At 61.0% G+C, this 19,193-nt stretch carries 23 protein-coding genes; 8 read left to right on the top strand and 15 right to left on the bottom strand.

Annotated elements, in window-relative coordinates:
• The first annotated feature begins 17 nt into the window (after nucleotides 1-17).
• Nucleotides 18-761: a carboxy-S-adenosyl-L-methionine synthase CmoA gene (gene cmoA, locus IEG05_RS14530; RefSeq protein WP_014819530.1), complete on the top strand. Its 744-nt coding sequence runs from the start codon at nucleotides 18-20 to the stop codon at nucleotides 759-761.
• The gene (gene cmoB, locus IEG05_RS14525; RefSeq protein WP_046620868.1) at nucleotides 758-1,720 is read left to right on the top strand and encodes a tRNA 5-methoxyuridine(34)/uridine 5-oxyacetic acid(34) synthase CmoB; all 963 of its coding nucleotides are present in this window, start codon (nucleotides 758-760) and stop codon (nucleotides 1,718-1,720) included. The genes cmoA and cmoB overlap by 4 nt, the downstream gene beginning before the upstream one ends.
• 8 nt (nucleotides 1,721-1,728) lie before the next feature.
• Here the strand turns inward: cmoB and IEG05_RS14520 are convergent, their stop codons facing one another.
• The gene (locus tag IEG05_RS14520) at nucleotides 1,729-2,016 is read right to left on the bottom strand and encodes a hypothetical protein (protein WP_191122297.1); all 288 of its coding nucleotides are present in this window, start codon (nucleotides 2,014-2,016) and stop codon (nucleotides 1,729-1,731) included.
• 133 nt (nucleotides 2,017-2,149) lie between these two features.
• Between IEG05_RS14520 and IEG05_RS14515 the strand changes: the two genes are divergently transcribed.
• Together IEG05_RS14515 and IEG05_RS14510 are read left to right on the top strand one after the other, a co-directional pair.
• Entirely contained in the window at nucleotides 2,150-3,103 is a 954-nt protein-coding gene (locus IEG05_RS14515) for a LysR substrate-binding domain-containing protein (RefSeq protein WP_046620870.1), read from the top strand.
• A complete protein-coding gene (locus IEG05_RS14510) occupies nucleotides 3,088-3,294 on the top strand; it encodes a DUF2905 domain-containing protein (RefSeq protein ID WP_044315217.1) in 207 nt (68 codons plus the stop codon). Before IEG05_RS14515 ends, IEG05_RS14510 begins: the two co-directional genes overlap by 16 nt.
• A gap of 135 nt (nucleotides 3,295-3,429) precedes the next feature.
• Here IEG05_RS14510 and pdxJ read toward each other — a convergent pair whose 3' ends face one another.
• The 12 genes from pdxJ to rpoE all read right to left on the bottom strand — a co-directional run bounded on the left by pdxJ (nucleotide 3,430) and on the right by rpoE (nucleotide 13,865).
• Nucleotides 3,430-4,176 (bottom strand): pyridoxine 5'-phosphate synthase, encoded by a 747-nt coding sequence (pdxJ, locus tag IEG05_RS14505; protein ID WP_044315218.1) that lies wholly within the window; start codon nucleotides 4,174-4,176, stop codon nucleotides 3,430-3,432.
• The gene (gene recO, locus IEG05_RS14500) at nucleotides 4,169-4,858 is read right to left on the bottom strand and encodes a DNA repair protein RecO (protein WP_014819524.1); all 690 of its coding nucleotides are present in this window, start codon (nucleotides 4,856-4,858) and stop codon (nucleotides 4,169-4,171) included. The genes pdxJ and recO overlap by 8 nt, the downstream gene beginning before the upstream one ends.
• 48 nt (nucleotides 4,859-4,906) lie before the next feature.
• A complete protein-coding gene (era, locus tag IEG05_RS14495; protein ID WP_044315219.1) occupies nucleotides 4,907-5,818 on the bottom strand; it encodes a GTPase Era in 912 nt (303 codons plus the stop codon).
• Nucleotides 5,811-6,500 (bottom strand): ribonuclease III, encoded by a 690-nt coding sequence (rnc, locus tag IEG05_RS14490; RefSeq protein ID WP_003302298.1) that lies wholly within the window; start codon nucleotides 6,498-6,500, stop codon nucleotides 5,811-5,813. Before rnc ends, era begins: the two co-directional genes overlap by 8 nt.
• Nucleotides 6,497-6,874: a DUF4845 domain-containing protein gene (locus IEG05_RS14485; protein ID WP_041014721.1), complete on the bottom strand. Its 378-nt coding sequence runs from the start codon at nucleotides 6,872-6,874 to the stop codon at nucleotides 6,497-6,499. Before IEG05_RS14485 ends, rnc begins: the two co-directional genes overlap by 4 nt.
• A 92-nt stretch (nucleotides 6,875-6,966) precedes the next feature.
• The gene (gene lepB, locus IEG05_RS14480; RefSeq protein ID WP_003293584.1) at nucleotides 6,967-7,821 is read right to left on the bottom strand and encodes a signal peptidase I; all 855 of its coding nucleotides are present in this window, start codon (nucleotides 7,819-7,821) and stop codon (nucleotides 6,967-6,969) included.
• 1 nt (nucleotide 7,822) lies between these two features.
• Entirely contained in the window at nucleotides 7,823-9,622 is a 1,800-nt protein-coding gene (lepA, locus tag IEG05_RS14475; protein ID WP_003293585.1) for a translation elongation factor 4, read from the bottom strand.
• Nucleotides 9,623-9,811: 189 nt separating this feature from the next.
• Nucleotides 9,812-11,227 (bottom strand): DegQ family serine endoprotease, encoded by a 1,416-nt coding sequence (locus IEG05_RS14470; RefSeq protein ID WP_041014722.1) that lies wholly within the window; start codon nucleotides 11,225-11,227, stop codon nucleotides 9,812-9,814.
• Between the two features lie 35 nt (nucleotides 11,228-11,262).
• The gene (locus tag IEG05_RS14465) at nucleotides 11,263-11,715 is read right to left on the bottom strand and encodes a SoxR reducing system RseC family protein (RefSeq protein ID WP_046620874.1); all 453 of its coding nucleotides are present in this window, start codon (nucleotides 11,713-11,715) and stop codon (nucleotides 11,263-11,265) included.
• Nucleotides 11,712-12,656, bottom strand: a complete 945-nt coding sequence (locus tag IEG05_RS14460; RefSeq protein ID WP_046620877.1) for a MucB/RseB C-terminal domain-containing protein — start codon at nucleotides 12,654-12,656, stop codon at nucleotides 11,712-11,714. Before IEG05_RS14460 ends, IEG05_RS14465 begins: the two co-directional genes overlap by 4 nt.
• An 8-nt stretch (nucleotides 12,657-12,664) precedes the next feature.
• Nucleotides 12,665-13,252, bottom strand: a complete 588-nt coding sequence (locus IEG05_RS14455) for a sigma-E factor negative regulatory protein (RefSeq protein ID WP_046620881.1) — start codon at nucleotides 13,250-13,252, stop codon at nucleotides 12,665-12,667.
• A gap of 31 nt (nucleotides 13,253-13,283) precedes the next feature.
• The gene (rpoE, locus tag IEG05_RS14450; protein ID WP_003282114.1) at nucleotides 13,284-13,865 is read right to left on the bottom strand and encodes an RNA polymerase sigma factor RpoE/AlgU; all 582 of its coding nucleotides are present in this window, start codon (nucleotides 13,863-13,865) and stop codon (nucleotides 13,284-13,286) included.
• Between the two features lie 349 nt (nucleotides 13,866-14,214).
• On the opposite strand from rpoE, the gene nadB reads away from it, so the two are divergent.
• Nucleotides 14,215-15,831 carry an L-aspartate oxidase gene (gene nadB, locus IEG05_RS14445; RefSeq protein ID WP_042926723.1) on the top strand — a complete coding sequence of 539 codons (1,617 nt, stop codon included), beginning with the start codon at nucleotides 14,215-14,217 and terminating at the stop codon, nucleotides 15,829-15,831.
• On the opposite strand, the gene IEG05_RS14440 is transcribed toward nadB, so the two are convergent.
• Together IEG05_RS14440 and IEG05_RS14435 are read right to left on the bottom strand one after the other, a co-directional pair.
• On the bottom strand, nucleotides 15,800-16,255 hold the full coding sequence (locus tag IEG05_RS14440) for a protein YgfX (protein ID WP_080950596.1): 456 nt from the start codon (nucleotides 16,253-16,255) through the stop codon (nucleotides 15,800-15,802). The genes nadB and IEG05_RS14440 overlap by 32 nt on opposite strands.
• The gene (locus IEG05_RS14435; protein WP_014819515.1) at nucleotides 16,239-16,493 is read right to left on the bottom strand and encodes an FAD assembly factor SdhE; all 255 of its coding nucleotides are present in this window, start codon (nucleotides 16,491-16,493) and stop codon (nucleotides 16,239-16,241) included. Before IEG05_RS14435 ends, IEG05_RS14440 begins: the two co-directional genes overlap by 17 nt.
• Nucleotides 16,494-16,640: 147 nt before the next feature.
• Here IEG05_RS14435 and ygfZ point away from each other — a divergent pair, with 147 nt between their 5' ends.
• From ygfZ to IEG05_RS14420, 3 genes are all read left to right on the top strand, one after another.
• Nucleotides 16,641-17,588, top strand: coding sequence for a CAF17-like 4Fe-4S cluster assembly/insertion protein YgfZ (gene ygfZ, locus IEG05_RS14430; RefSeq protein WP_191122296.1), 948 nt, complete (start codon nucleotides 16,641-16,643; stop codon nucleotides 17,586-17,588).
• Nucleotides 17,589-17,698: 110 nt separating this feature from the next.
• Nucleotides 17,699-18,535, top strand: a complete 837-nt coding sequence (locus tag IEG05_RS14425) for an HDOD domain-containing protein (protein WP_014819513.1) — start codon at nucleotides 17,699-17,701, stop codon at nucleotides 18,533-18,535.
• 137 nt (nucleotides 18,536-18,672) lie between these two features.
• Nucleotides 18,673-19,188: a DUF4142 domain-containing protein gene (locus IEG05_RS14420; RefSeq protein ID WP_046620898.1), complete on the top strand. Its 516-nt coding sequence runs from the start codon at nucleotides 18,673-18,675 to the stop codon at nucleotides 19,186-19,188.
• The last annotated feature ends 5 nt before the right edge of the window (nucleotides 19,189-19,193 follow it).

Below are 19,193 nucleotides of genomic sequence, written 5' to 3'. Positions count from 1 at the left end.
ACACGCCGCCCGACACCGTGAGCCACGATCTCGACCGTCTGTTCGCCCAACCCCTACCCCGCATTCAGGACTTCGTCTTCAACGAGGACGTGGTGCGGGTGTTTCCCGACATGATCAAGCGCTCTGTGCCCGGTTACCCGACCATCGTCGAGAACATCGGCGTGATCGCCGCTCAGTTCGCACAGCCGCATACTCATCTGTATGACCTGGGCTGCTCGCTGGGCGCTGTGACCCAGGCATTGCGGCGCCACGTGACGGCCGAAAACTGCCAGGTCGTCGCCGTGGACAACTCCGCGGCAATGGTCGAGCGCTGCCGCGAATACCTCCACGGGCAGGACTCTATGTTCCAGGAGCTGTTGCCGGTCGACGTCATCGAGGGCGACATCCTGGCTCTGCAGTTCCAGCCCAGCTCGCTGGTGGCGCTAAACTTCACCCTGCAGTTCATCGCACCGGAACAGCGCCCGGCGCTGCTCAGCCGCATTCGCCAGGCACTGGTACCCGGTGGCGCGCTGATCCTGTCGGAAAAGCTGCGCTTCGAAGATGAAGACGAGCAACAATTGCTGACCGACCTGCACATCGCCTTCAAGCGCGCCAATGGCTATAGCGAACTGGAAATCGCCCAGAAACGCAGCGCCATCGAGAACGTGATGAAGCCCGACAGCCTGGAAACCCATCGCCAACGTCTACTGGATGCCGGCTTCTCTAAAGTCGTGCCCTGGTTCCAGTGCCTGAATTTCGCCTCGCTGATCGCCCTGCCATGAACCTCGACCTGACTCCCCTCGCCTGGCGCCTGGCCGGCACCCCGCTGGCCGCCTGGGCCAACGGCGTTCAGCAGCAGCTGGACGCCAAACTCGCGGTTGGTCACGGTGATCTGCCGCGCTGGCGGCGTGCCGTCGATGCGCTGCCTGCGCTGGCGCCCGTGCAGGTCGAACTGCGTGACGGCTTCCGCCTCGACGCGACCTGTGACGACGCCACGCGCCAGGCCACCCACGATGCGCTGATGGGGCTCTCGCCATGGCGCAAGGGCCCGTTCGATGTGTTCGGCGTGCATGTCGATACCGAGTGGCGCTCGGACTGGAAGTGGAACCGGGTCGCACCGCATCTGAATCTGGCCGGCAAACGCATCCTCGATGTCGGTTGCGGCAACGGCTACTACATGTGGCGCATGCTAGGTGCCGGCGCCGACAGCGTGGTCGGGGTCGACCCGAACTGGCTGTTCTTCTGCCAATTCCATGCAATGAAGCGCTACCTGCAGGAGCTGCCGGTGTGGCATCTGCCGTTCGCCCTGGAAGAGCTGCCGAGCAAGCTCGAAGGCTTCGAAACGGTGTTTTCCATGGGCGTGCTCTACCATCGCCGCTCGCCGGTCGACCATCTGCTCGACCTCAAGGACTGCCTGGTACGCGGCGGCGAGCTGGTACTGGAAACACTGGTGGTCGAGGGCGACGAGAACACCGCACTGGTACCGGAAGACCGCTACGCTCAGATGCGCAACGTCTGGTTCCTGCCCTCGGTGAAAGCGCTGGAATGCTGGCTGCGCCGCGCCGGTTTCGTTGACGTGCGCTGCGTGGACGTCAGCGTAACCAGCGTCGAGGAACAGCGCAGCACCGAGTGGATGCGCTACCAGTCGTTGCCCGACTTCCTCGACCCGCAAGACCACGGCAGAACGGTCGAGGGCCTGCCGGCCCCCATGCGCGCCGTACTCCTCGCCCGCAAGCCCTGACCTCAGGTTCAACGGGCGGCCCGGGCAGCGCAGTGGCGCTTGCGTCGCTGCGCCACCAACTGACGCAACGGCGTCTGGGCCATTTCACCGAGCCGGCGCCGATCCAGGTCGCGCGACGCCAGCTGCCGATCATCCAGCTTCAACAATTGCCGATACAGGCGTCGCTGCCGCCAGGCGCGAAACCAGTCATGCAGGTTGCGCTGCAGATCCAGCGGCCACATGGCCGGCATGTAGAAGTCCGGCAACTGCGGCTCGGATTGTTGCCGTACAGGGGTATTGCGCCGTTCACCAGTCATGCTCACCTCCGCTTCGCTCTCGGTAGCCACGGGCTTGTGGCGCCACCGGTTGCAAACAGGATGAGCGGGCATCAGTCGTTCAAACAAACGACTAATATGAAAGCCTGTGTTCAGAAAAACTGAAGGCTTTCTTATGTCCGAGCCGCTTGAGCAATCCACGCTTTCTTCGACGCCGCTGTTGGAAAGCGATGTCCTGCGCACCTTTGTCGCCATTGCCGAGAGCGGCAGCTTTACCCGCGCCGCCGGACAGATCTATCGCAGCACCCCGGCGGTCAGCATGCAGATCAAGCGGCTGGAAGAGACCCTCGGGCGCTCCCTGTTCATCCGCGAGGCGCGGCAGGTGCGCCTGACACCGGCCGGCGAGACGCTGCTCGGCTATGCCCGACGCCTGCTCAAGCTCAACGAAGAAGCCATTGCGCACTTCCTCCAGCCAGCGCTGCAGGGTCGCGTGCGCTTCGGAACGCCGGCGGATGTCGGGACGCGCATTCTGCCCGGCCTGCTGGCGTTGTTCGCCCGCAGCCATCCCGGCGTCGAAGTGGATGTGTCGGTCGCGCGCAGCATCGATATGATTGAGCGCATTGACGCAGGCGAACTGGACCTCGCCCTGGTCACCGTCGGCAATCTTGGCCAGGACGATTCGCGAGGCGAGCCGATTCATAGCGAACCGCTGGTCTGGGCCGGTCGCACCGGTGGTGTCGCCGCGCTGCGCACGCCGCTGCCGCTGGCGCTGGCCAGCCCTGATTGCGCCTGGCGGCGACAGGCACTGGATGCACTCGACCGCATCGGCCGCAGCTACCGAGTGGCCTACTCCAGCGAACAGACTTCGGGACAGGAGGCCGCGATGATTGCCGATCTCGCCATCGCGCCCTATCCATCAAGCCTGATTCGCCCGCCCCTGCAGCGTCTCGATGGGCAGTATGGGTTGCCACAACTGGGCGAGTATCAGATCAAGCTGCTCCGTGGCAGCAATCGCAGCGAAGCCGTTGAGGTGCTGGCCGCACAGGTGATCGCCGCCTTTGTCGAATACCGCACACGACCGGCGAAGCGAATGGAGCGAAACGAGGAGATCAAATGGCACGCTGGTTGATCGTGGCGGGCGCTGCGCTGCTACTGCTCGGCATCGCTTGGCACTACTTCCCATGGCTGCTGAACTGGTTCGGTCGATTGCCCGGCGACATCCGCATCGAGTCCGAACGCAGCCAGGTGTTCATCCCGATCACCTCGATGGTGATCCTCAGCGTGGTGTTGACCGTACTGATCAACCTGCTGCGCCGCTGAGGGCTCTGCAGGTGGAGTACGGCGCCCCCCGCACTAGCGTGGGAGCGGGCTTGCCAGCAGATGACACCCGGCGCTACCTCACCAATCGGAGTCTGCCCGCCGCGTGTCATCGCGGCTGAAACACTCCCGATTCTTTCAGCCCCGCGCCGCCGCACTCAGGATCAGATGCTTCATTTCCTTGACCGCCTGCTTGAAGCCGACGAACAGCGCATGGGCAACGATGGCATGGCCGATATTCAGCTCGTTGACGCCTCGGATCGCCGCGATGGCTTCGGCGTTGTGGTAATGCAGGCCATGGCCGGCGTTGACGATCAGGCCGTGGCTCAGACCGGCCTCGACACCGTCGCGAATGCGCGCGAGCTCGCAGGCCCGCTCGGCAACGCCGTCGGCGTCGGCGTAGCGCCCGGTGTGCAACTCGATAGCCGGTGCGCCGACACGTGCGGCCGCCTCGATCTGCCGCGGGTCGGCATCGATGAACAGCGAGACTTCCGCACCGCAGCCACGTAGACGCTCGACGGCCTCACGAATGCGTGCTTCCTGCCCGAGCACGTCCAGCCCACCCTCGGTAGTCAGCTCCTGACGCGTTTCCGGGACCAGGCACACGTGCTCCGGACACAGCTGCTCGGCGAATGCGAGCATCGCCTCGGTGACCCCCATCTCGAAGTTCATCCTCGTCTGCAGCGCGTCCTTCATCATCAGCACATCGCGTTCCTGGATATGCCGGCGATCCTCGCGCAGGTGCACGGTGATGCCATCGGCGCCGGCCTCTTCCGCATCCAGAGCAGCCTTGACCGGGTCCGGATAGCGGGTGCCGCGGGCCTGACGCAGTGTGGCGACGTGGTCGACGTTGACGCCGAGCAGAATTCGATTGGCTTCAGTCACGCGGGGCCTCCTTCAGATTCATGAACAATTCGCGGCTGACCAGCGGTCGACCGCCCAGATGGGGAGCCAGGGCCTGGCGCATCAGCCGCTTGGCCGCGGCCAGCGCCCCCGGAACCTGCCAATCGGCCTCGGCCATGGCCAATAGTTCCGCGCCGTTGAACAGCCCCGGCTGAAATCCCGCGACCGGCTCCAGGCCGGCGTCGGGCAGTAGGTGATAGAGCCGCTGCGGGTCAATCGGCTGGCCGGCGATGTCCACATCGAGGGCAAAACCATAGCCCAACTCGCTGAGCAGCCGCCATTCGAAGGCACGCAGCAGCGGCTCCAGCGGCCGATGTGCGGCCAGGGCCGGCAGTGTCGCGACGTAATGATCGAATAGCGCGGGGTGCGCGTCTTCGGCAGGCAGCAGGCGAATCAGCAATTCGTTGAGGTACATGCCGCTGAACAGCGCCTGGCCATCGAGCCAGTGCGCAGGGCCGGCGCTTTCGAGACGGGCAACGGTCTTCAGCTCGGACTTGCCGCGCAGCTCGACCTCCAGCGATACGAAGGGGCGGATCAGACTGCCGGCCTTACCACGCGCGGCACGCATGACAGCACGCAGCCGGCCCTGCGGGGTGAACAGGTCGACCAGCGCGCTGCTTTCCTTGTACGGGCGACTGTGCAGAACGAACGCAGGTTGGTGCATGGCAGCCCAGAAGGTGCGCGATGCGCACCATTGATTGCGGGTCGGCGCTTACTGGTAGCCCAGCGAATGCAGCGCACGCTCATCGTCGGACCAGCCACCCTTCACCTTGACCCACAGGTGCAGCATGACCTTGGAATCGAACAGCACTTCCATATCCTTGCGCGCTTCCTGGCCGATACGTTTGATGCGCTCGCCCTTGTCGCCGATGATGATCTTCTTCTGCCCGTCACGCTCGACCAGAATCAGCGCATGGATGTGCAACACGCGGCCTTCCTGCTTGAAATCCTCGATCTCCACGGTGATCTGGTAAGGCACCTCGGCGCCAAGCTGTCGCATGATCTTCTCGCGCACCAGCTCGGCGGCGAGGAAACGACTGCTGCGATCGGTGATCTGGTCCTCCGGGAAGAAGTGCTCACTCTCGGGCAGACGATCGGCGACCAGTTTTTCCAGCGTTTCCAGGTTCTGTCCGTGCTGCGCCGAAATCGGCACGATCTCCGCGTTCGGCAGCTGCTCGACCAGCCAGCGCAGGTGCGGCAACAGCTCGGCCTTGTCCTCGACACGGTCGGTCTTGTTGACCGCAACGATCAACGGTCCGGTAACGTACTGCACACGCTCGAGCACGGCCTGGTCTTCGTCGGTCCAGCGGGTGCGGTCGACGACGAAGATCACCACGTCGACATCCTTCAATGCCGAGGCAGCAGTGCGGTTCATGTAGCGGTTGAGCGCCGTCTCGCCATTCTTGTGCAGCCCCGGCGTGTCCACATAGACGGCCTGAACGCTGCCCTCGGTCTTGATGCCGAGCATGTTATGCCGCGTCGTCTGCGGCTTGCGCGAGGTGATCGCCAGCTTCTGGCCAAGGATGTGGTTGAGCAGCGTCGACTTGCCGACGTTCGGCCGGCCGACGATCGCCACGTAACCGCAACGGCTGACGTCTTCGGATTGCAGCTGTTCGTCAGTCATGTCCGTTCTCCACGCCCAAGGCGATCAATGCGGCTGCCGCGGCAACCTGTTCGGCAATTCGGCGGCTAGCGCCCTGCCCGTGGGTTTTCTCGTTCAGCAAAGCGACCTGACATTCGACGAAGAAGGTGCGGCAATGCGGTTCGCCTTGAATATCCACCACCTCGTAACGCGGCAGTTCACAGGCACGCGATTGCAGAAATTCCTGCAGCCGGGTCTTCGGGTCCTTGTTGGTATCGACCAGTGTCAGGCCTTGCAGCTCGTTAGCCAACCAGGCGACGACCCGCTCGCGAGCAACGTCCATGCCCGCGTCCAGATAAATGGCACCGATCAGCGCTTCGAGGGTGTCGGCTAGGATAGATTCGCGGCGGTAACCGCCGCTCTTGAGCTCACCGGAGCCCAGGCGCAAATATTCGCCGAGCTCGAATCCACGCGCCAGCACCGCCAGCGTCTCGCCCTTGACCAGACGCGCGCGCAGACGCGACAGCTGCCCCTCACGAGCTTGCGGAAAATGATTGAACAGCGCCTCACCGGCAACGAAATTGAGAATGGCGTCGCCGAGAAACTCCAGACGCTCGTTGTTGCGTCCGGCATAGCTACGATGGGTCAGGGCCAGGAGCATCAGCTCCTGATCCTTGAATTGATAACCGAGCCTGCGCTCGAGACGGGCTAACGAAGTGCTCACGGCATCCTTAGGCGATATTCTTTATCGAAGTTCGCCACCAGATCGAGATTGCGGATCAGCGGCTCGCGTTTTTCGTATTTCAGGTGCGCCCTGAATTCGTTGTTCTGGATCTCGACCTTCAGCGCTTCCTTCAGGTCGATGTTCTGGATGCCGTTTACCTGCATCCCCTTGCTGACATGACTATAGAACTCCCCGACGCTCTGAATCTCAAGCGCTTCGTCGGTTTCCACGGACTGGATGATCTTGTCCATGGACATGTAATCGAAGTAATGCGGGAACATTTTAAATCCCGTGCTGGCCACAAACGCCACGATTGCCAGGACCATGATCCAGCTCAGCATGGACAGCCCTTTTTGCGAACGCGCAAAACTCATGTCGACCTCTATGTCGTTACGATACCCACCGATCGGGGCAGGACAAATATAGCGAGCCCGGTTCGCTCAGCGACGGCCGCAATTCACAGCTTTCAGTGAATCAGGCCCACGCGGGAGAAATTCGGCAGATTGCTGAGCTTCGGATCAGGCCAGCTCATCCAGACGGCGAACGCCTTGCCGACGATGTTACGGTCCGGGACCATGCCAGCCAGCTCCGCGGGAATCGACTCGTCCTGCCAATAGCGGCTGTCATTCGAGTTATCGCGATTATCGCCCATCATGAAATAGTGCTCAGCCGGCACGGTCCACTGGCGGCTCGGCTCGATGCGATAGCGGCCCATTTCCTTGCGAATCAGGTGCTCCATCTCGCCCAGCTTTTCCCGATACAGCACGGCGCTGCCCAAGCTGCCCGGCTCCTCGCCGACCAGTGTCTCGGCAACCGGCTGATCGTTGATGAACAGCCGACGATCGCTGCTGTAGCGCACGGTGTCGCCAGGCAGGCCGACGACCCGTTTGATGTAGTTGATGCTCGGTTGATTCGGATAGCGGAACACCATGACGTCGCCACGCTTCGGGTCGCTGACTTCGATCACCTTGGTATCCACTACCGGCAGGCGGATGCCATAGGCGAACTTGTTCACCAGAATGAAATCGCCAACCTCCAACGTGGGGATCATCGAGCCGGAGGGAATCTGGAACGGCTCGACCAGGAACGAGCGCAGCACCAGCACGATGGCCAGCACCGGGAAGAACGACTTGCCGTACTCGATCAGCACCGGCTCCTTGTTCAACGCCTCAAGGGTCGATGGATCGATTTCCCCGGTGCGCCCTTCGTAGTTGGCGATCGCAGCCCGGCGGCGGGGGGCGAAGAACAACAGGTCGCTCAGCGCCAACAGGCCGCAGACAGCCACGGCGATAACCAGCAACAACGGGAAATTGATCGACATATCAGCTGTCCACCTTCAGCACGGCGAGGAACGCCTCCTGCGGGATTTCGACGTTGCCTACCTGCTTCATGCGCTTCTTACCGGCTTTCTGCTTTTCCAGCAGCTTGCGCTTACGGCTCACATCGCCGCCGTAGCATTTGGCCAGAACGTTCTTGCGCAACGCCTTGACCGTACTGCGGGCAACGATCTGGCCGCCGATGGCCGCCTGAATCGCCACATCGAACATCTGACGCGGGATAAGCTCCTTCATCTTCTCGACTAGGATGCGGCCCTTGTAGTGGGCATTGTCGCGGTGGACAATCAGTGCCAACGCATCCACCTTGTCGCCGTTGATGAGGATGTCCAGGCGCGTCAGGTTGGCCGACTGGAAACATTCGAAGCTGTAGTCCAGCGAGGCGTAACCGCGGCTGCACGATTTCAAGCGATCGAAGAAGTCCAGCACCACCTCGCTCATCGGCAGGTCGTAACGCACCTGCACCTGACTGCCGAGGAACTGCAGGTCGCGCTGCACGCCGCGCTTCTCGATGCACAGCGTGATGACGTTGCCCAGGTGTTCCTGGGGCACGAGGATGTTGGCGCGCACGATCGGCTCGCGCATGTCCTCGACGGAGGACATGTCGGGCAGCTTCGAAGGGCTGTCGACGTAGATGGTGTCGCCGTTCTTCAACAGCAACTCGTAAACAACCGTCGGCGCGGTGGTGATCAGATCCAGGTCGTACTCGCGCTCGAGGCGCTCCTGAATGATCTCCATATGCAGCATGCCGAGGAAGCCGATACGGAAGCCGAAGCCCAACGCGTCGGAGCTTTCCGGTTCGTATTGCAACGCGGCATCGTTGAGGGTCAGCTTCTGCAGCGCTTCGCGAAAATCCTCGAAGTCGTCCGAACTGACCGGGAACAGACCGGCATAGACCTGCGGCTTGACGCGTTTGAAACCGGGCAACATCTCCACGTCCGGCGTGCTCGACAGTGTCAGCGTGTCGCCCACTGGAGCGCCGAGAATGTCCTTGATGCCGGCGATGATGAAGCCCACCTCGCCAGCCTTGAGGTCTGCCGTGGCGGTGTGCTTGGGGTTGAACACGCCGACACTGTCCACCTGGTGGACCTTGCCGGTGGATTTCACCAGCACCTTGTCGCCCTTCTTGATACGACCGTGGCGAACCCGTACCAGCGATACGACGCCCAGATAGTTGTCGAACCATGAGTCGATGATCAACGCCTGCAACGGCGCCTCGACATCGCCGGTCGGCGGCGGGATCACGGCGACCAGGCGCTCGAGCACCTCGTCCACGCCCATGCCGCTCTTGGCGCTGCAGGCCACCGCGTCGGTCGCATCGATGCCGATGATGTGCTCGATCTCTTCCTTGACCTTGTCCGGATCGGCCTGTGGCAGGTCCATCTTGTTCAACACCGGCATCACTTCCAGGCCCTGTTCGATCGCCGTGTAGCAGTTGGCTACCGATTGCGCCTCGACGCCCTGGCCAGCATCGACTACCAGCAGCGCACCCTCGCACGCGGCCAGCGAGCGACTGACTTCATAGGTGAAGTCGACGTGGCCGGGCGTATCGATGAAATTCAGCTGGTAGGTCTTGCCATCGCGCGCGGTGTAATAAAGCGTGACGCTGTGGGCTTTGATGGTGATGCCGCGCTCGCGCTCGAGATCCATCGAATCCAGCACCTGGGCTTCCATTTCACGCTCGGTCAGACCACCACACATCTGGATAAAACGGTCTGCCAGGGTCGACTTGCCGTGATCGATATGGGCGATGATGGAAAAATTGCGGATATGACTCAGGTCACTCACAGCTCAACACTCGGAATAGTCGCGGGCCGATTGCCCGCCGAAAATAGCCGCGAAGTGTAACTGATCAACCCTTGCAGTGCCACGCACAAGCCATCCGCAGCTGATGAGCAACGCAACGGACGTGCTGTTACGTCTTGAAAATGAAAAAGGGCGGTAATAACCGCCCTTCCACATTCACCAGCCAGCGTCTTATTCAGCGAGCTTGAAAGTAATGAAACTCGCACGCCCCTGACGCAGAACTCGCATCGAAACGGATCGATTCTTCGGCAATTGCTCAGCCACTTGGGCAAATGTTGCCGCCGAATTGATCGCCTGATTATTCAGATGGGTGATGACATCGCCCGGGCGCAGCCCAATCATCGCAGCCGGCCCGTTGAGAATCTCAGTGATCACCACACCGCCCGGTAAATCCAGGCTCTTCTTCTGCTCATCGGTCAGCTCAGTGACTTTAACACCCAGGCGGTTATCGCTGCGTTCCTGGCCGCCACCAGAGGCTGCCACGGCTTCGCCCTCTTCCGGCATGGCGCCGATCTTGACGTCGAGCATCTTGCGATCACCGTCGCGCACCACTTCCATTCGTGCGGTGCTGCCAGGCTTGAGTGCTCCGACCAGATGAGGCAGATCAGCAGACATGACAATCGGCTTGTCGTTGAGGCTCAGAATCACATCACCGACACGCAGACCACCGCGCGCTGCCGGACCGCCATCCATAACCTGAGCCACCAGGGCGCCCGCTGGACGCTCAAGACCAAAGGACTCAGCCAGATCCTTGTTGACTTCCTGGATGACCACGCCAAGCCAGCCCCGACTCACCTTGCCTTCGGTTCGCAGCTGATTGGCAACATCCATTGCCACATCGATCGGAATGGCGAAGGACAGCCCCATGAAGCCACCGGAGCGCGTGAATATCTGCGAGTTGATGCCAATCACCTCACCGTCGAGGTTAAACAGCGGACCACCGGAATTGCCCGGGTTGATTGCCACGTCGGTCTGAATGAACGGCACGTAGCTCTCATTGGGCAAGCTGCGGCCAGTCGCACTGACAATACCGGCGGTCACCGTATGATCGAAACCAAACGGCGAGCCAATGGCGAGCACCCACTCCCCTGCTTTCAACTCATCAGAACGGCCAATCTTGACGGTCGGTAGTCCCTTGCCCTCGACCTTCAGCACCGCCACGTCGGAGCGCGGATCGGCACCGATAAGCTTGGCTTCCAGCTCGCTTCGATCTGGCAGACGAACGATGATTTCGTCGGCATCGGCGACCACGTGATTGTTGGTCAGGACATAACCGTCTTCGGAAATGATGAAACCCGAACCGAGCGACTGCGCCTCACGCTGCTGGCCGCGACCCGGGGCGCCAGGCATCTGTGGGATGCTGTGTTCGAAGAACTCGCGAAAAATCGGCGGTAGCCCTTCGAGCTCCGGCATCTGCGCAGTCGCACCGCGGCTCTGCACCTTCTGCTTGGTGCTGATATTGACTACCGCTGGCGAGGCACTTTCGACCAGCGGCGTGAAATCAGGCAATTCCGCCTGTGCAACGACAGCATGGCCCAGTAATGCCAGGCCCGCCACGAAGGCGAAGCAGCTGTTTCGATTGAACATGACTACAAGTCTCCCCACTGACAAAACAAGGAAGCTCAGGGACTCGCAGGCCCCGTGAGCATGGCGCGCAAAACCACCGGCTGCAGATTCGGGTCAGCTGCGGTACGGCGGCTTCGCATACGCACGAATAGCCAGGAAATGAAGAAGCCCCCGAGACCTGCCAGAATAACGATCGGCTCACGCGTCGACAGCTGAGCGGCCAGCGAAGCGGCCGCCATCAGTACGATAAGAGGGAGAAGATAGACAAGGACGGCACCGCGCAGCAACACGTCCTCGCGGATGCCCACAACGACACCGTCACCGACTTGCAGGTGGAGATCGCAGAGCGCCCTGATGAGGCCACGCTGTTCGCGAACACCGAGGGTATCCATCAAGCCTTGGCCACAGCCACTCTTCGCGGAACAGCCAGAGCAGGTAGTTTTGCGCCGAGTCTCGACCCATACAGCGCCGACATCCAGCGCGACTACCCGCCCAGGCTCTTCGATCATCGTTGTGCCTGTTCCGAATTGGCTCGCATGGACAGGGCAACCCGCTCAGCCGTACCAAGTGGAATCTCGCCCACCACGGTCACCATGACATCGCCATCCGCAGTACTGATGCGCTTAGAGACCGCGACGGTAGGCCCCATCTGGCTTCGCGCGTCCTCAACCAAGGCGCCGCGCAGCGGCTCGAGAAACACGGAAAACTTCGCCAGGCCATCACCGTAGGACAACCAGGAAACAGTTTCGGAAGAGGCGGGACTAGGTCGTTCGTTGGCATCCAGAAGCGTGAAGCCGGAAGGCAACCAGTCGGAGCGCCAGGGTGATGTTGGATTCGCCTCGCGCCGGTTCACGGTCACTGGATTGCAATCAGCGCCGGGCTTCAGTTGCTCGGCAGATACACTGCCAGCCGTGAACTGGGTGAATTGGAAACGCTCGAGCAGCTGCCCTTTCTCGTTCAGCATCAGCGACTTGAGGGGCAATGCGGTATCTTGGTCGAGATGCAGTTCGAAGCCGTAACGGTGCTGGTCCTTCGGCACGACAGCCAGCGCCACGGCAGGGCGGCCAGCAACTCTTGAATCTCCGATCTCACGGAATTCGTACCACTCGGAGAGTGCTTTCGGATCGAGACGCTGCCCGTGCCAAGCTTGCGCTTCACGCACTTGCGCCGCGAGGTCATCGGTAGCGCATTGCATCTGACCATCTACCAGCAGAACTTCAGCCGGAGCTCCGTCAAGCTGAAGCAATCGCTCCTGCACTTGACCTTCTTCGACCTGCTGCCAAACGGCATGACTGGAAAAGCTGCCATTGCGTTCGTAGACGAACGTACCGGTATAACTCTGTTTCTGCTCTGCCGCCGCAAGTCGCTCCATCCAGGACTCGGCATCAGCAGCAAGGGCCGGCATCGATAGCCAGCCCCCCATCACCACATACAGCGGTAATACGCGCATGTTTCTCCCTAACGTTCTTCCATGCTGGCCGCGCGAGCGTAAGGCAGCGCGCTCTCCGATCCATTACCAAAGGCAGCTTGCTGGGCATGCTGGCGAACATATGAAGGCAGACGCTCTTCGTGCCAGCGCTCTACCGGAGCGCCATCTGCCGCTGCCTGTACAGGCGCTTCGGTTTGCTCACTGTAACCAGCCAGAACCGCCGGCCCTTGACTGGTCTGCGGAACCGAAATACTTGGCTGCGGAGCCTGCTGCGCTAGCTGCGGACCAGCAACCTCATTCTGATTGTACAGACGTACACCGGCCAGAACAGCGACTGTAACCGAAGCAGCCACTGCCAGCCGGCCGAGGCCTTTCCATCCGTTACGTTGCGCCTTGACCGGCGCGGCCTCATCAGCCAACGCAGCCGATACCGCAGAAGCGATATCCAAGCGCGGCTCGATCAACTCCTTGTGCATGGCGGCACGGGCGAGTTGATAACGCGACCAGGTAGCACGTAGCTCCAGGTTGTCGCCTGCGAGCATGCGACGTAATTCCAACTCGTCCGCTTCGTTATCCATCACCGCGGACAGCGATTCATGCAGGGCTTCACGACTCATGGCGGTTCCTCTCTTGGCTGTCGCCGCTGTCTCAGGATTCATGCAACAAGGGTTGCAATGCTTTATCTATGGCTTCACGTGCCCGGAAGATCCGGGAACGCACTGTGCCCACCGGACACTGCATGACGCTCGCAATGTCTTCATAACTAAGACCATCAAATTCACGCAGTGTTAGAGCCGTACGCAAATCTTCTGGCAAAAGTTGAATGGTTCGATGAACGGTATCTTCAATCTCATCCCTGAGCAGCGAGCGTTCCGGTGACTCGATGTCCTTGAGAGCATGATCGCCCTCATAAAACTCGGCATCCTCGGAACTCACATCACTATCTGGCGGGCGTCTGCCGCGCGCCACCAGATGATTCTTCGCCGTATTGATGGCGATGCGGTACAGCCAGGTGTAGAAAGCGCTGTCACCGCGAAAATTCGCGAGTGCGCGGTAGGCTTTGATAAAAGCCTCTTGGGCAACATCCTGAGCTTCATGAGAGTCATGCACGAACCGCACGATCAACCCAAGGATCTTGTGCTGGTATTTCATTACCAGCAGATCAAACGCCCGCTTGTCACCACGCTGCACTCGTTCAACCAGCTGCTGGTCCTGCTCCTGGGTCAACATGAACGCTCCTCCTCGGTAGCGGAGTAGCGTCGCTCACACCAGCGAACCGACCTGCCAGAATAGACCCGGGCTTTACGCAAAAGTTCTCCCCCCTCCTAGCAAGCTATCCTGCAATACCTGACGGCGATTGCACCACAGCGTTGCGCCATTGCTGACGACGCCGTCCTGGTGTCCATAGCAAACTCGCACCGCCCATTCACGATGGCCAGCTGGTTTGCATTCATAACTGCCTATTGAGCCACCCCGCGAAGGAAAAGTTCCCTTCGTTAGAAGACAAACACACAGTCGCCTATTTTGGCGCTACATCCCGTCTATATACTAGGGCTCGTTTTTCCCGCCGGAATTGGACATGAACCAGGTTCTACGATACGACGTGCTGGTCATCGGCAGCGGTGCCGCCGGCTTGACCTTGGCACTCAACCTGCCGACCGATCTTCGCATCGCCGTTCTCAGCAAGGGCGATCTCTCCAACGGCTCCACCTACTGGGCCCAAGGTGGCGTCGCCGCAGTACTGGATACGACCGACACCGTAGAGTCACATGTCGCCGACACCCTCATCGCCGGAGGAGGGCTGTGCCGCGAAGACGCCGTCCGTTTCACGGTCGAGCACAGCAACGAGGCCATCCAGTGGCTGATCGAGCAAGGGGTGCCCTTCACGCGGGACAATGCCCCGGATCGCGAAGACGGCAGTTTCGAATTTCACCTGACTCGCGAGGGCGGCCATAGCCATCGGCGCATCATTCACGCAGCCGACGCCACTGGCGCAGCCATTTTCAACACGCTGCTTGGCCAGGCCAGAAAGCAGAGCAATATCGAGCTTCTACAGCAGCGCGTTGCAGTCGACCTGATCACCGAACACAAACTCGGGCTGCCGGGCAGACGCTGCCTGGGCGCCTATGTGCTCAATCGCAGCACCGGCGAGGTCGAAACCTTCCAGTCACGATTCGTCGTATTGGCTACCGGCGGCGCGGCCAAGGTTTACCTGTACACCAGCAACCCGGACAGCGCGTGCGGCGACGGCATTGCCATGGCATGGCGAGCGGGCTGCCGCGTCGGCAATCTGGAATTCAACCAGTTCCACCCTACCTGCCTCTATCACCCGCAAGCGAAGAGCTTTCTGGTGACCGAAGCCCTGCGCGGGGAAGGTGCCTTGCTCAAGCTGCCTAACGGCGAGCGTTTCATGCCGCGTTTCGATGCCAGGGAGGAACTCGCCCCGCGCGATATCGTCGCACGCGCAATCGACCACGAAATGAAGCGACTAGGCATCGACTGCGTCTACCTCGATATCAGCCACAAGCCTGCCGAGTTCATCAAAAGCCACTTCCCCACCGTCTACGAGCGCTGCCTGGAATACGGCATCGACATCACCAGCCAGCCGATTCCGGTGGTACCCGCAGCGCACTACACCTGCGGCGGCGTAGTCGTGGATCAGGCTGGACGCACCGACATCCCCGGCCTCTACGCCATCGGCGAGACCAGTTTCACAGGCCTGCACGGCGCGAACCGCATGGCCAGCAACTCGCTGCTCGAATGCTTCGTCTACGGCCGGGCGGCCGCTCAGGACATCCTGCGCGAACTGCCCCAAGTCACCAACGCAGCAACGTTACCTGCATGGGACGCCAGCCAGGTGACCGACTCCGACGAAGACGTGATCATCGCGCACAACTGGGACGAGCTGCGGCGTTTCATGTGGGACTACGTCGGCATCGTCCGCACCAACAAACGGCTGATGCGCGCGCAGCACCGAGTGCGCCTACTGCTGAGCGAGATCGACGAGTTCTACAGCAACTACAAGGTCAGTCGTGACTTGCTCGAACTACGCAATCTGGCGCTGGTTGCAGACCTGATGATTCGCTCGGCCATGCTGCGCAAGGAGAGCCGAGGACTGCACTACACCCTCGACTACCCGGAGCTGCTGCCGCAAGCGGTCGACACTATTCTGGCGCCGCCCACCTACGTCGACTGAACTTGAGCCGCACCCGCAGTCGACGATGCTGCTCTCGCGGTAGTGCGTCGCGGGGCACGCAGATGCTGCCAGCTAACCGCCGGCCCGGCACGCGAAAACGCAGCACGACTATCAGTGGCAGCGCCAAGCTGTCAGGCAGCAACTGAACTGCCTGCCAACCTTGCCGGTCGCTCCACAGGTGCCAGCCCGCAGCATCGTGGCGCAGGCCAGACCAGGCATCCCGACTGGACAGTAGAATCCCGCGCGGCAACACCCACAGCGCGTGGACCAGACAAAACAGAAGCGCTATCAACTGCAACCAGAGCGGCGCAGCCGACAGCACGATGGCGGCCAGGGCGAGCGCCTGAGCCCCGAGATAGAGCGTCAACAACCAGCTGGACGGCTGCAAGCGACACTCGAATGATTGATTACTTGGGCTGGACACGATCGAGGATCATGCGAACCATGCGCCGCAGGTCCTCATCCTCGGGCTCACCGCGCTGCATGAACCAGCCGAACATGTCCTGATCCTCGCAACTCAGCAGCTTGCGATAGCGGTGCTGATCTTCCTCATCGAGACCTGGATAGACCTCCTTGACGAAAGGCACCAGCAACACATCTAGCTCCAACATGCCGCGACGGCTTTGCCAAAACAGACGATTGAGTTCGGATTGCTCAGCCATACATCGGCTCCTTTTGAGAAGGCGCGCATTATAGCGGCTGCACCGAACTCATCAGTCGCTTTTTTCGTCGAGCTGCAAACCCTTCATCACGCAACCGTTTCCGCCGGGCTGCTATGATGCCCACCCGGATTCTGACGACGACCAATCATGACCGACACTGCTTATTTTTGCGTTCTGTCGCATGAAGGCGTCCTTGCCGTACGCGGCCCGGATGCCAGCAGGTTTCTCCAGGGTCAGCTGACCTGCAACCTCAGCTACCTCACCGCCGAGACATCCAGTCTGGGCGCACGCTGCACGCCCAAGGGGCGCATGCAGTCGAGTTTCCGCATCGTGCTGGATGGCGACGGTTACCTGTTGGCGATGGCCAGTGAGCTGCTGCAACTGCAACAAGCCGATCTGAACAAGTACGCCGTATTTTCCAAGTCCCGCCTGAACGACGAGAGCGCCGACTGGTGCCGATTCGGTCTTGCGGGCGGAGACGGCTCGCTGGTCAGCCTGGGCCTGGATCTTCCGCTGAGCGCCGACAGTGTGGTGCGGAGCCACGGCATGATCGCGATCCGTCTGCAGGATGGCCGCGTTGAGCTCTGGACCCCAGGCGCCGACGCCGAGCAGGTTCGCACGCGCCTGGCCGCGCAGCTTCAGGAAGTGCCGGTCAATCGCTGGCTGCTGGACCAGGTTCGCGCCGGCATCGGCCAGGTATTCGGCAGCACTCGCGAGCTGTTCATCCCGCAGATGATCAATTTGCAGGCACTGGGCGGCGTGAGTTTCAAAAAGGGCTGCTATACCGGCCAGGAAATCGTCGCGCGCATGCAGTATCTGGGCAAACTCAAGCGCCGCCTGCAGCGGCTGTTGATCGAAGGCAGACAGGACGAGCTGCCCGCTCCGGGCGTTGAGATTTTCTCGCCGGTGCATGGCTCCAGCGTCGGTGAGGTCGTGCTAGCCGCCAGTGACACCGACCGAATCGAGCTGCTGGCCGTACTGCAGGAGGACGCCACCGCTGACGGCCGCCTGTATCTGGGCTCCCCGGACGGATTGCCGATGAGTCTGCTCGAGCTTCCCTACAGCCTGAATGCGGACCTGGAAATTCAGCGCTAGTGCGAACCGGAGCCAGAAAGCAAATACCTGAGAGGCGCACCATGGACCACGGGCAAAGCACCCTGACCTGAAGCGCCCTAGCGACACTGACCGACACATAAAGGAATGACATGAGCACCCTTGCCGAGAAAGTCCAGCGCGATCTGACGCTCGCGATCGAGAACGATGAATTGGTTCTGCCTACCCTGCCGGAGGTGGCATTGCGCGTCCGCGAGGCGGCCGAGGACCCGGACATCAGCATTCCGGCACTGAGCAAGGTGATAGGCGCCGACGCAGCCCTCGCCGCACGCATCATCAAGGTGGTCAACAGCCCGCTGCTGCGTACCAGTCGCGAGATCGACGATCTGCAGATGGCGGTCAGCCGTCTCGGCATCAATTACACCTGCAACCTGGCCACAGGCCTGGCGATGGAGCAGATGTTCCAGGCGACCACCGATGTCGTCGATCGCAAGATGCGCGAGGTCTGGAACAAGAGCACCGAGGTCGCCGCCATCAGTCATGTGCTCTGCCGTCACTACACACGACTGATGCCTGATCAGGCGACCCTCGCCGGACTGGTCCATCAGATCGGCATATTGCCGATCCTGACCTACGCAGAAGAGCACAGCGCCCTGCTATCGGACTCGTTCAGCCTCAATCACGTCATCGACAAGATTCACCCGATGGTGGGTGAGAAAATCCTGCGCACCTGGGATTTCCCGGAGGCAATCGTGTCGGTGGCTGGTCAGTACACCGATTTCCAGCGCAATTCGGCCGCAGTCGATTATGTAGACGTGGTGCAAGTCGCCACCCTGCAGAGCTATATGGGCACCCAGCACCCTTACGCGCAGCTGGACTGGAGCGAGGTTCCCGCCTTCGCCAAGCTGGGGCTCGATCCGAGCGAACTGATGCAGGAGGACGAGGACCTGTCTGCCGCCATGGACGCAGCCATGAGCATGCTTCAGTAAGCACCGGACACCGTTCGCCCGAAAGCGAGGAACCGTCCCTATGGCACCTAGTCACAAAAAGGGACGGCAATCTCGCCGCATCGCGCCTTGTGTCTGCCTCCCGGCCAACACAAGTCAGGTGAAGAAAGGAGAACGCAATGACCAGAGCAACCAAAACAATTTTCTCGGGCGCATTCGCCTTGCTGTTCGGAGTAGCGGCTAACCTGGCGCTTGCCGCCGAAGGCGAAAACTTCGTCGACGAGGCTTCGGCCAAAGGTATTGCAGAAATCGAAACGGCGAAGATGGCCCTGGACAAGGGTACGTCGGAGGATGTGAAGCAATTCGCCAAGATGATGATCGACGACCACACCAAGGCCAATCAGGAGCTTGCGCAACTGGCCCAGGCCAAAGACCTGGAAATGTCCGACGAGGCCACGCTGATGGACAAGGCCAAAGCCATGATCCTGAAGCTGCGTGATGGCGAGAATTTCGACGAAGCCTACGCCAACAATCAGGTCGTCGCTCACGAGCAAACCATCGAGATGTATCAGGACTACGTGGAGGGTGGCGAGAACGCCGACCTGAAGCAGTTCGCTCAAAAAACGCTGCCGAAGCTGGAAGAGCATCTCAAGCAGGCCAAGGACCTTCAGGCCAAGCACGGCGCCAAAGACTGACCAAA

The sequence above is a fragment of the Stutzerimonas kunmingensis genome, assembly GCF_014764705.1.
Classification (GTDB): domain Bacteria; phylum Pseudomonadota; class Gammaproteobacteria; order Pseudomonadales; family Pseudomonadaceae; genus Stutzerimonas.
This window is presented reverse-complemented; position numbering and strand designations above follow the sequence as displayed.

Bases quoted from the DNA above. Each gene is read 5' to 3' on its own strand.
- nadB (WP_042926723.1), top strand. From the start codon at position 14,215: ATGAACCAGGTTCTACGATACGACGTGCTGGTCATCGGCAGCGGTGCC.
- recO (WP_014819524.1), bottom strand. From the start codon at position 4,858: ATGCACCAACCTGCGTTCGTTCTGCACAGTCGCCCGTACAAGGAAAGC.
- rpoE (WP_003282114.1), bottom strand. From the start codon at position 13,865: ATGTTGACCCAGGAGCAGGACCAGCAGCTGGTTGAACGAGTGCAGCGT.
- lepB (WP_003293584.1), bottom strand. From the start codon at position 7,821: ATGTCGATCAATTTCCCGTTGTTGCTGGTTATCGCCGTGGCTGTCTGC.
- IEG05_RS14455 (WP_046620881.1), bottom strand. From the start codon at position 13,252: ATGAGTCGTGAAGCCCTGCATGAATCGCTGTCCGCGGTGATGGATAAC.
- IEG05_RS14510 (WP_044315217.1), top strand. From the start codon at position 3,088: ATGGCACGCTGGTTGATCGTGGCGGGCGCTGCGCTGCTACTGCTCGGC.
- IEG05_RS14425 (WP_014819513.1), top strand. From the start codon at position 17,699: ATGAGCACCCTTGCCGAGAAAGTCCAGCGCGATCTGACGCTCGCGATC.
- IEG05_RS14435 (WP_014819515.1), bottom strand. From the start codon at position 16,493: ATGGCTGAGCAATCCGAACTCAATCGTCTGTTTTGGCAAAGCCGTCGC.
- IEG05_RS14465 (WP_046620874.1), bottom strand. From the start codon at position 11,715: ATGATCGAAGAGCCTGGGCGGGTAGTCGCGCTGGATGTCGGCGCTGTA.
- IEG05_RS14460 (WP_046620877.1), bottom strand. From the start codon at position 12,656: ATGCGCGTATTACCGCTGTATGTGGTGATGGGGGGCTGGCTATCGATG.
- IEG05_RS14420 (WP_046620898.1), top strand. From the start codon at position 18,673: ATGACCAGAGCAACCAAAACAATTTTCTCGGGCGCATTCGCCTTGCTG.
- era (WP_044315219.1), bottom strand. From the start codon at position 5,818: ATGACTGACGAACAGCTGCAATCCGAAGACGTCAGCCGTTGCGGTTAC.
- IEG05_RS14520 (WP_191122297.1), bottom strand. From the start codon at position 2,016: ATGACTGGTGAACGGCGCAATACCCCTGTACGGCAACAATCCGAGCCG.
- cmoB (WP_046620868.1), top strand. From the start codon at position 758: ATGAACCTCGACCTGACTCCCCTCGCCTGGCGCCTGGCCGGCACCCCG.
- IEG05_RS14515 (WP_046620870.1), top strand. From the start codon at position 2,150: ATGTCCGAGCCGCTTGAGCAATCCACGCTTTCTTCGACGCCGCTGTTG.
- ygfZ (WP_191122296.1), top strand. From the start codon at position 16,641: ATGACCGACACTGCTTATTTTTGCGTTCTGTCGCATGAAGGCGTCCTT.
- IEG05_RS14485 (WP_041014721.1), bottom strand. From the start codon at position 6,874: ATGAGTTTTGCGCGTTCGCAAAAAGGGCTGTCCATGCTGAGCTGGATC.
- IEG05_RS14470 (WP_041014722.1), bottom strand. From the start codon at position 11,227: ATGTTCAATCGAAACAGCTGCTTCGCCTTCGTGGCGGGCCTGGCATTA.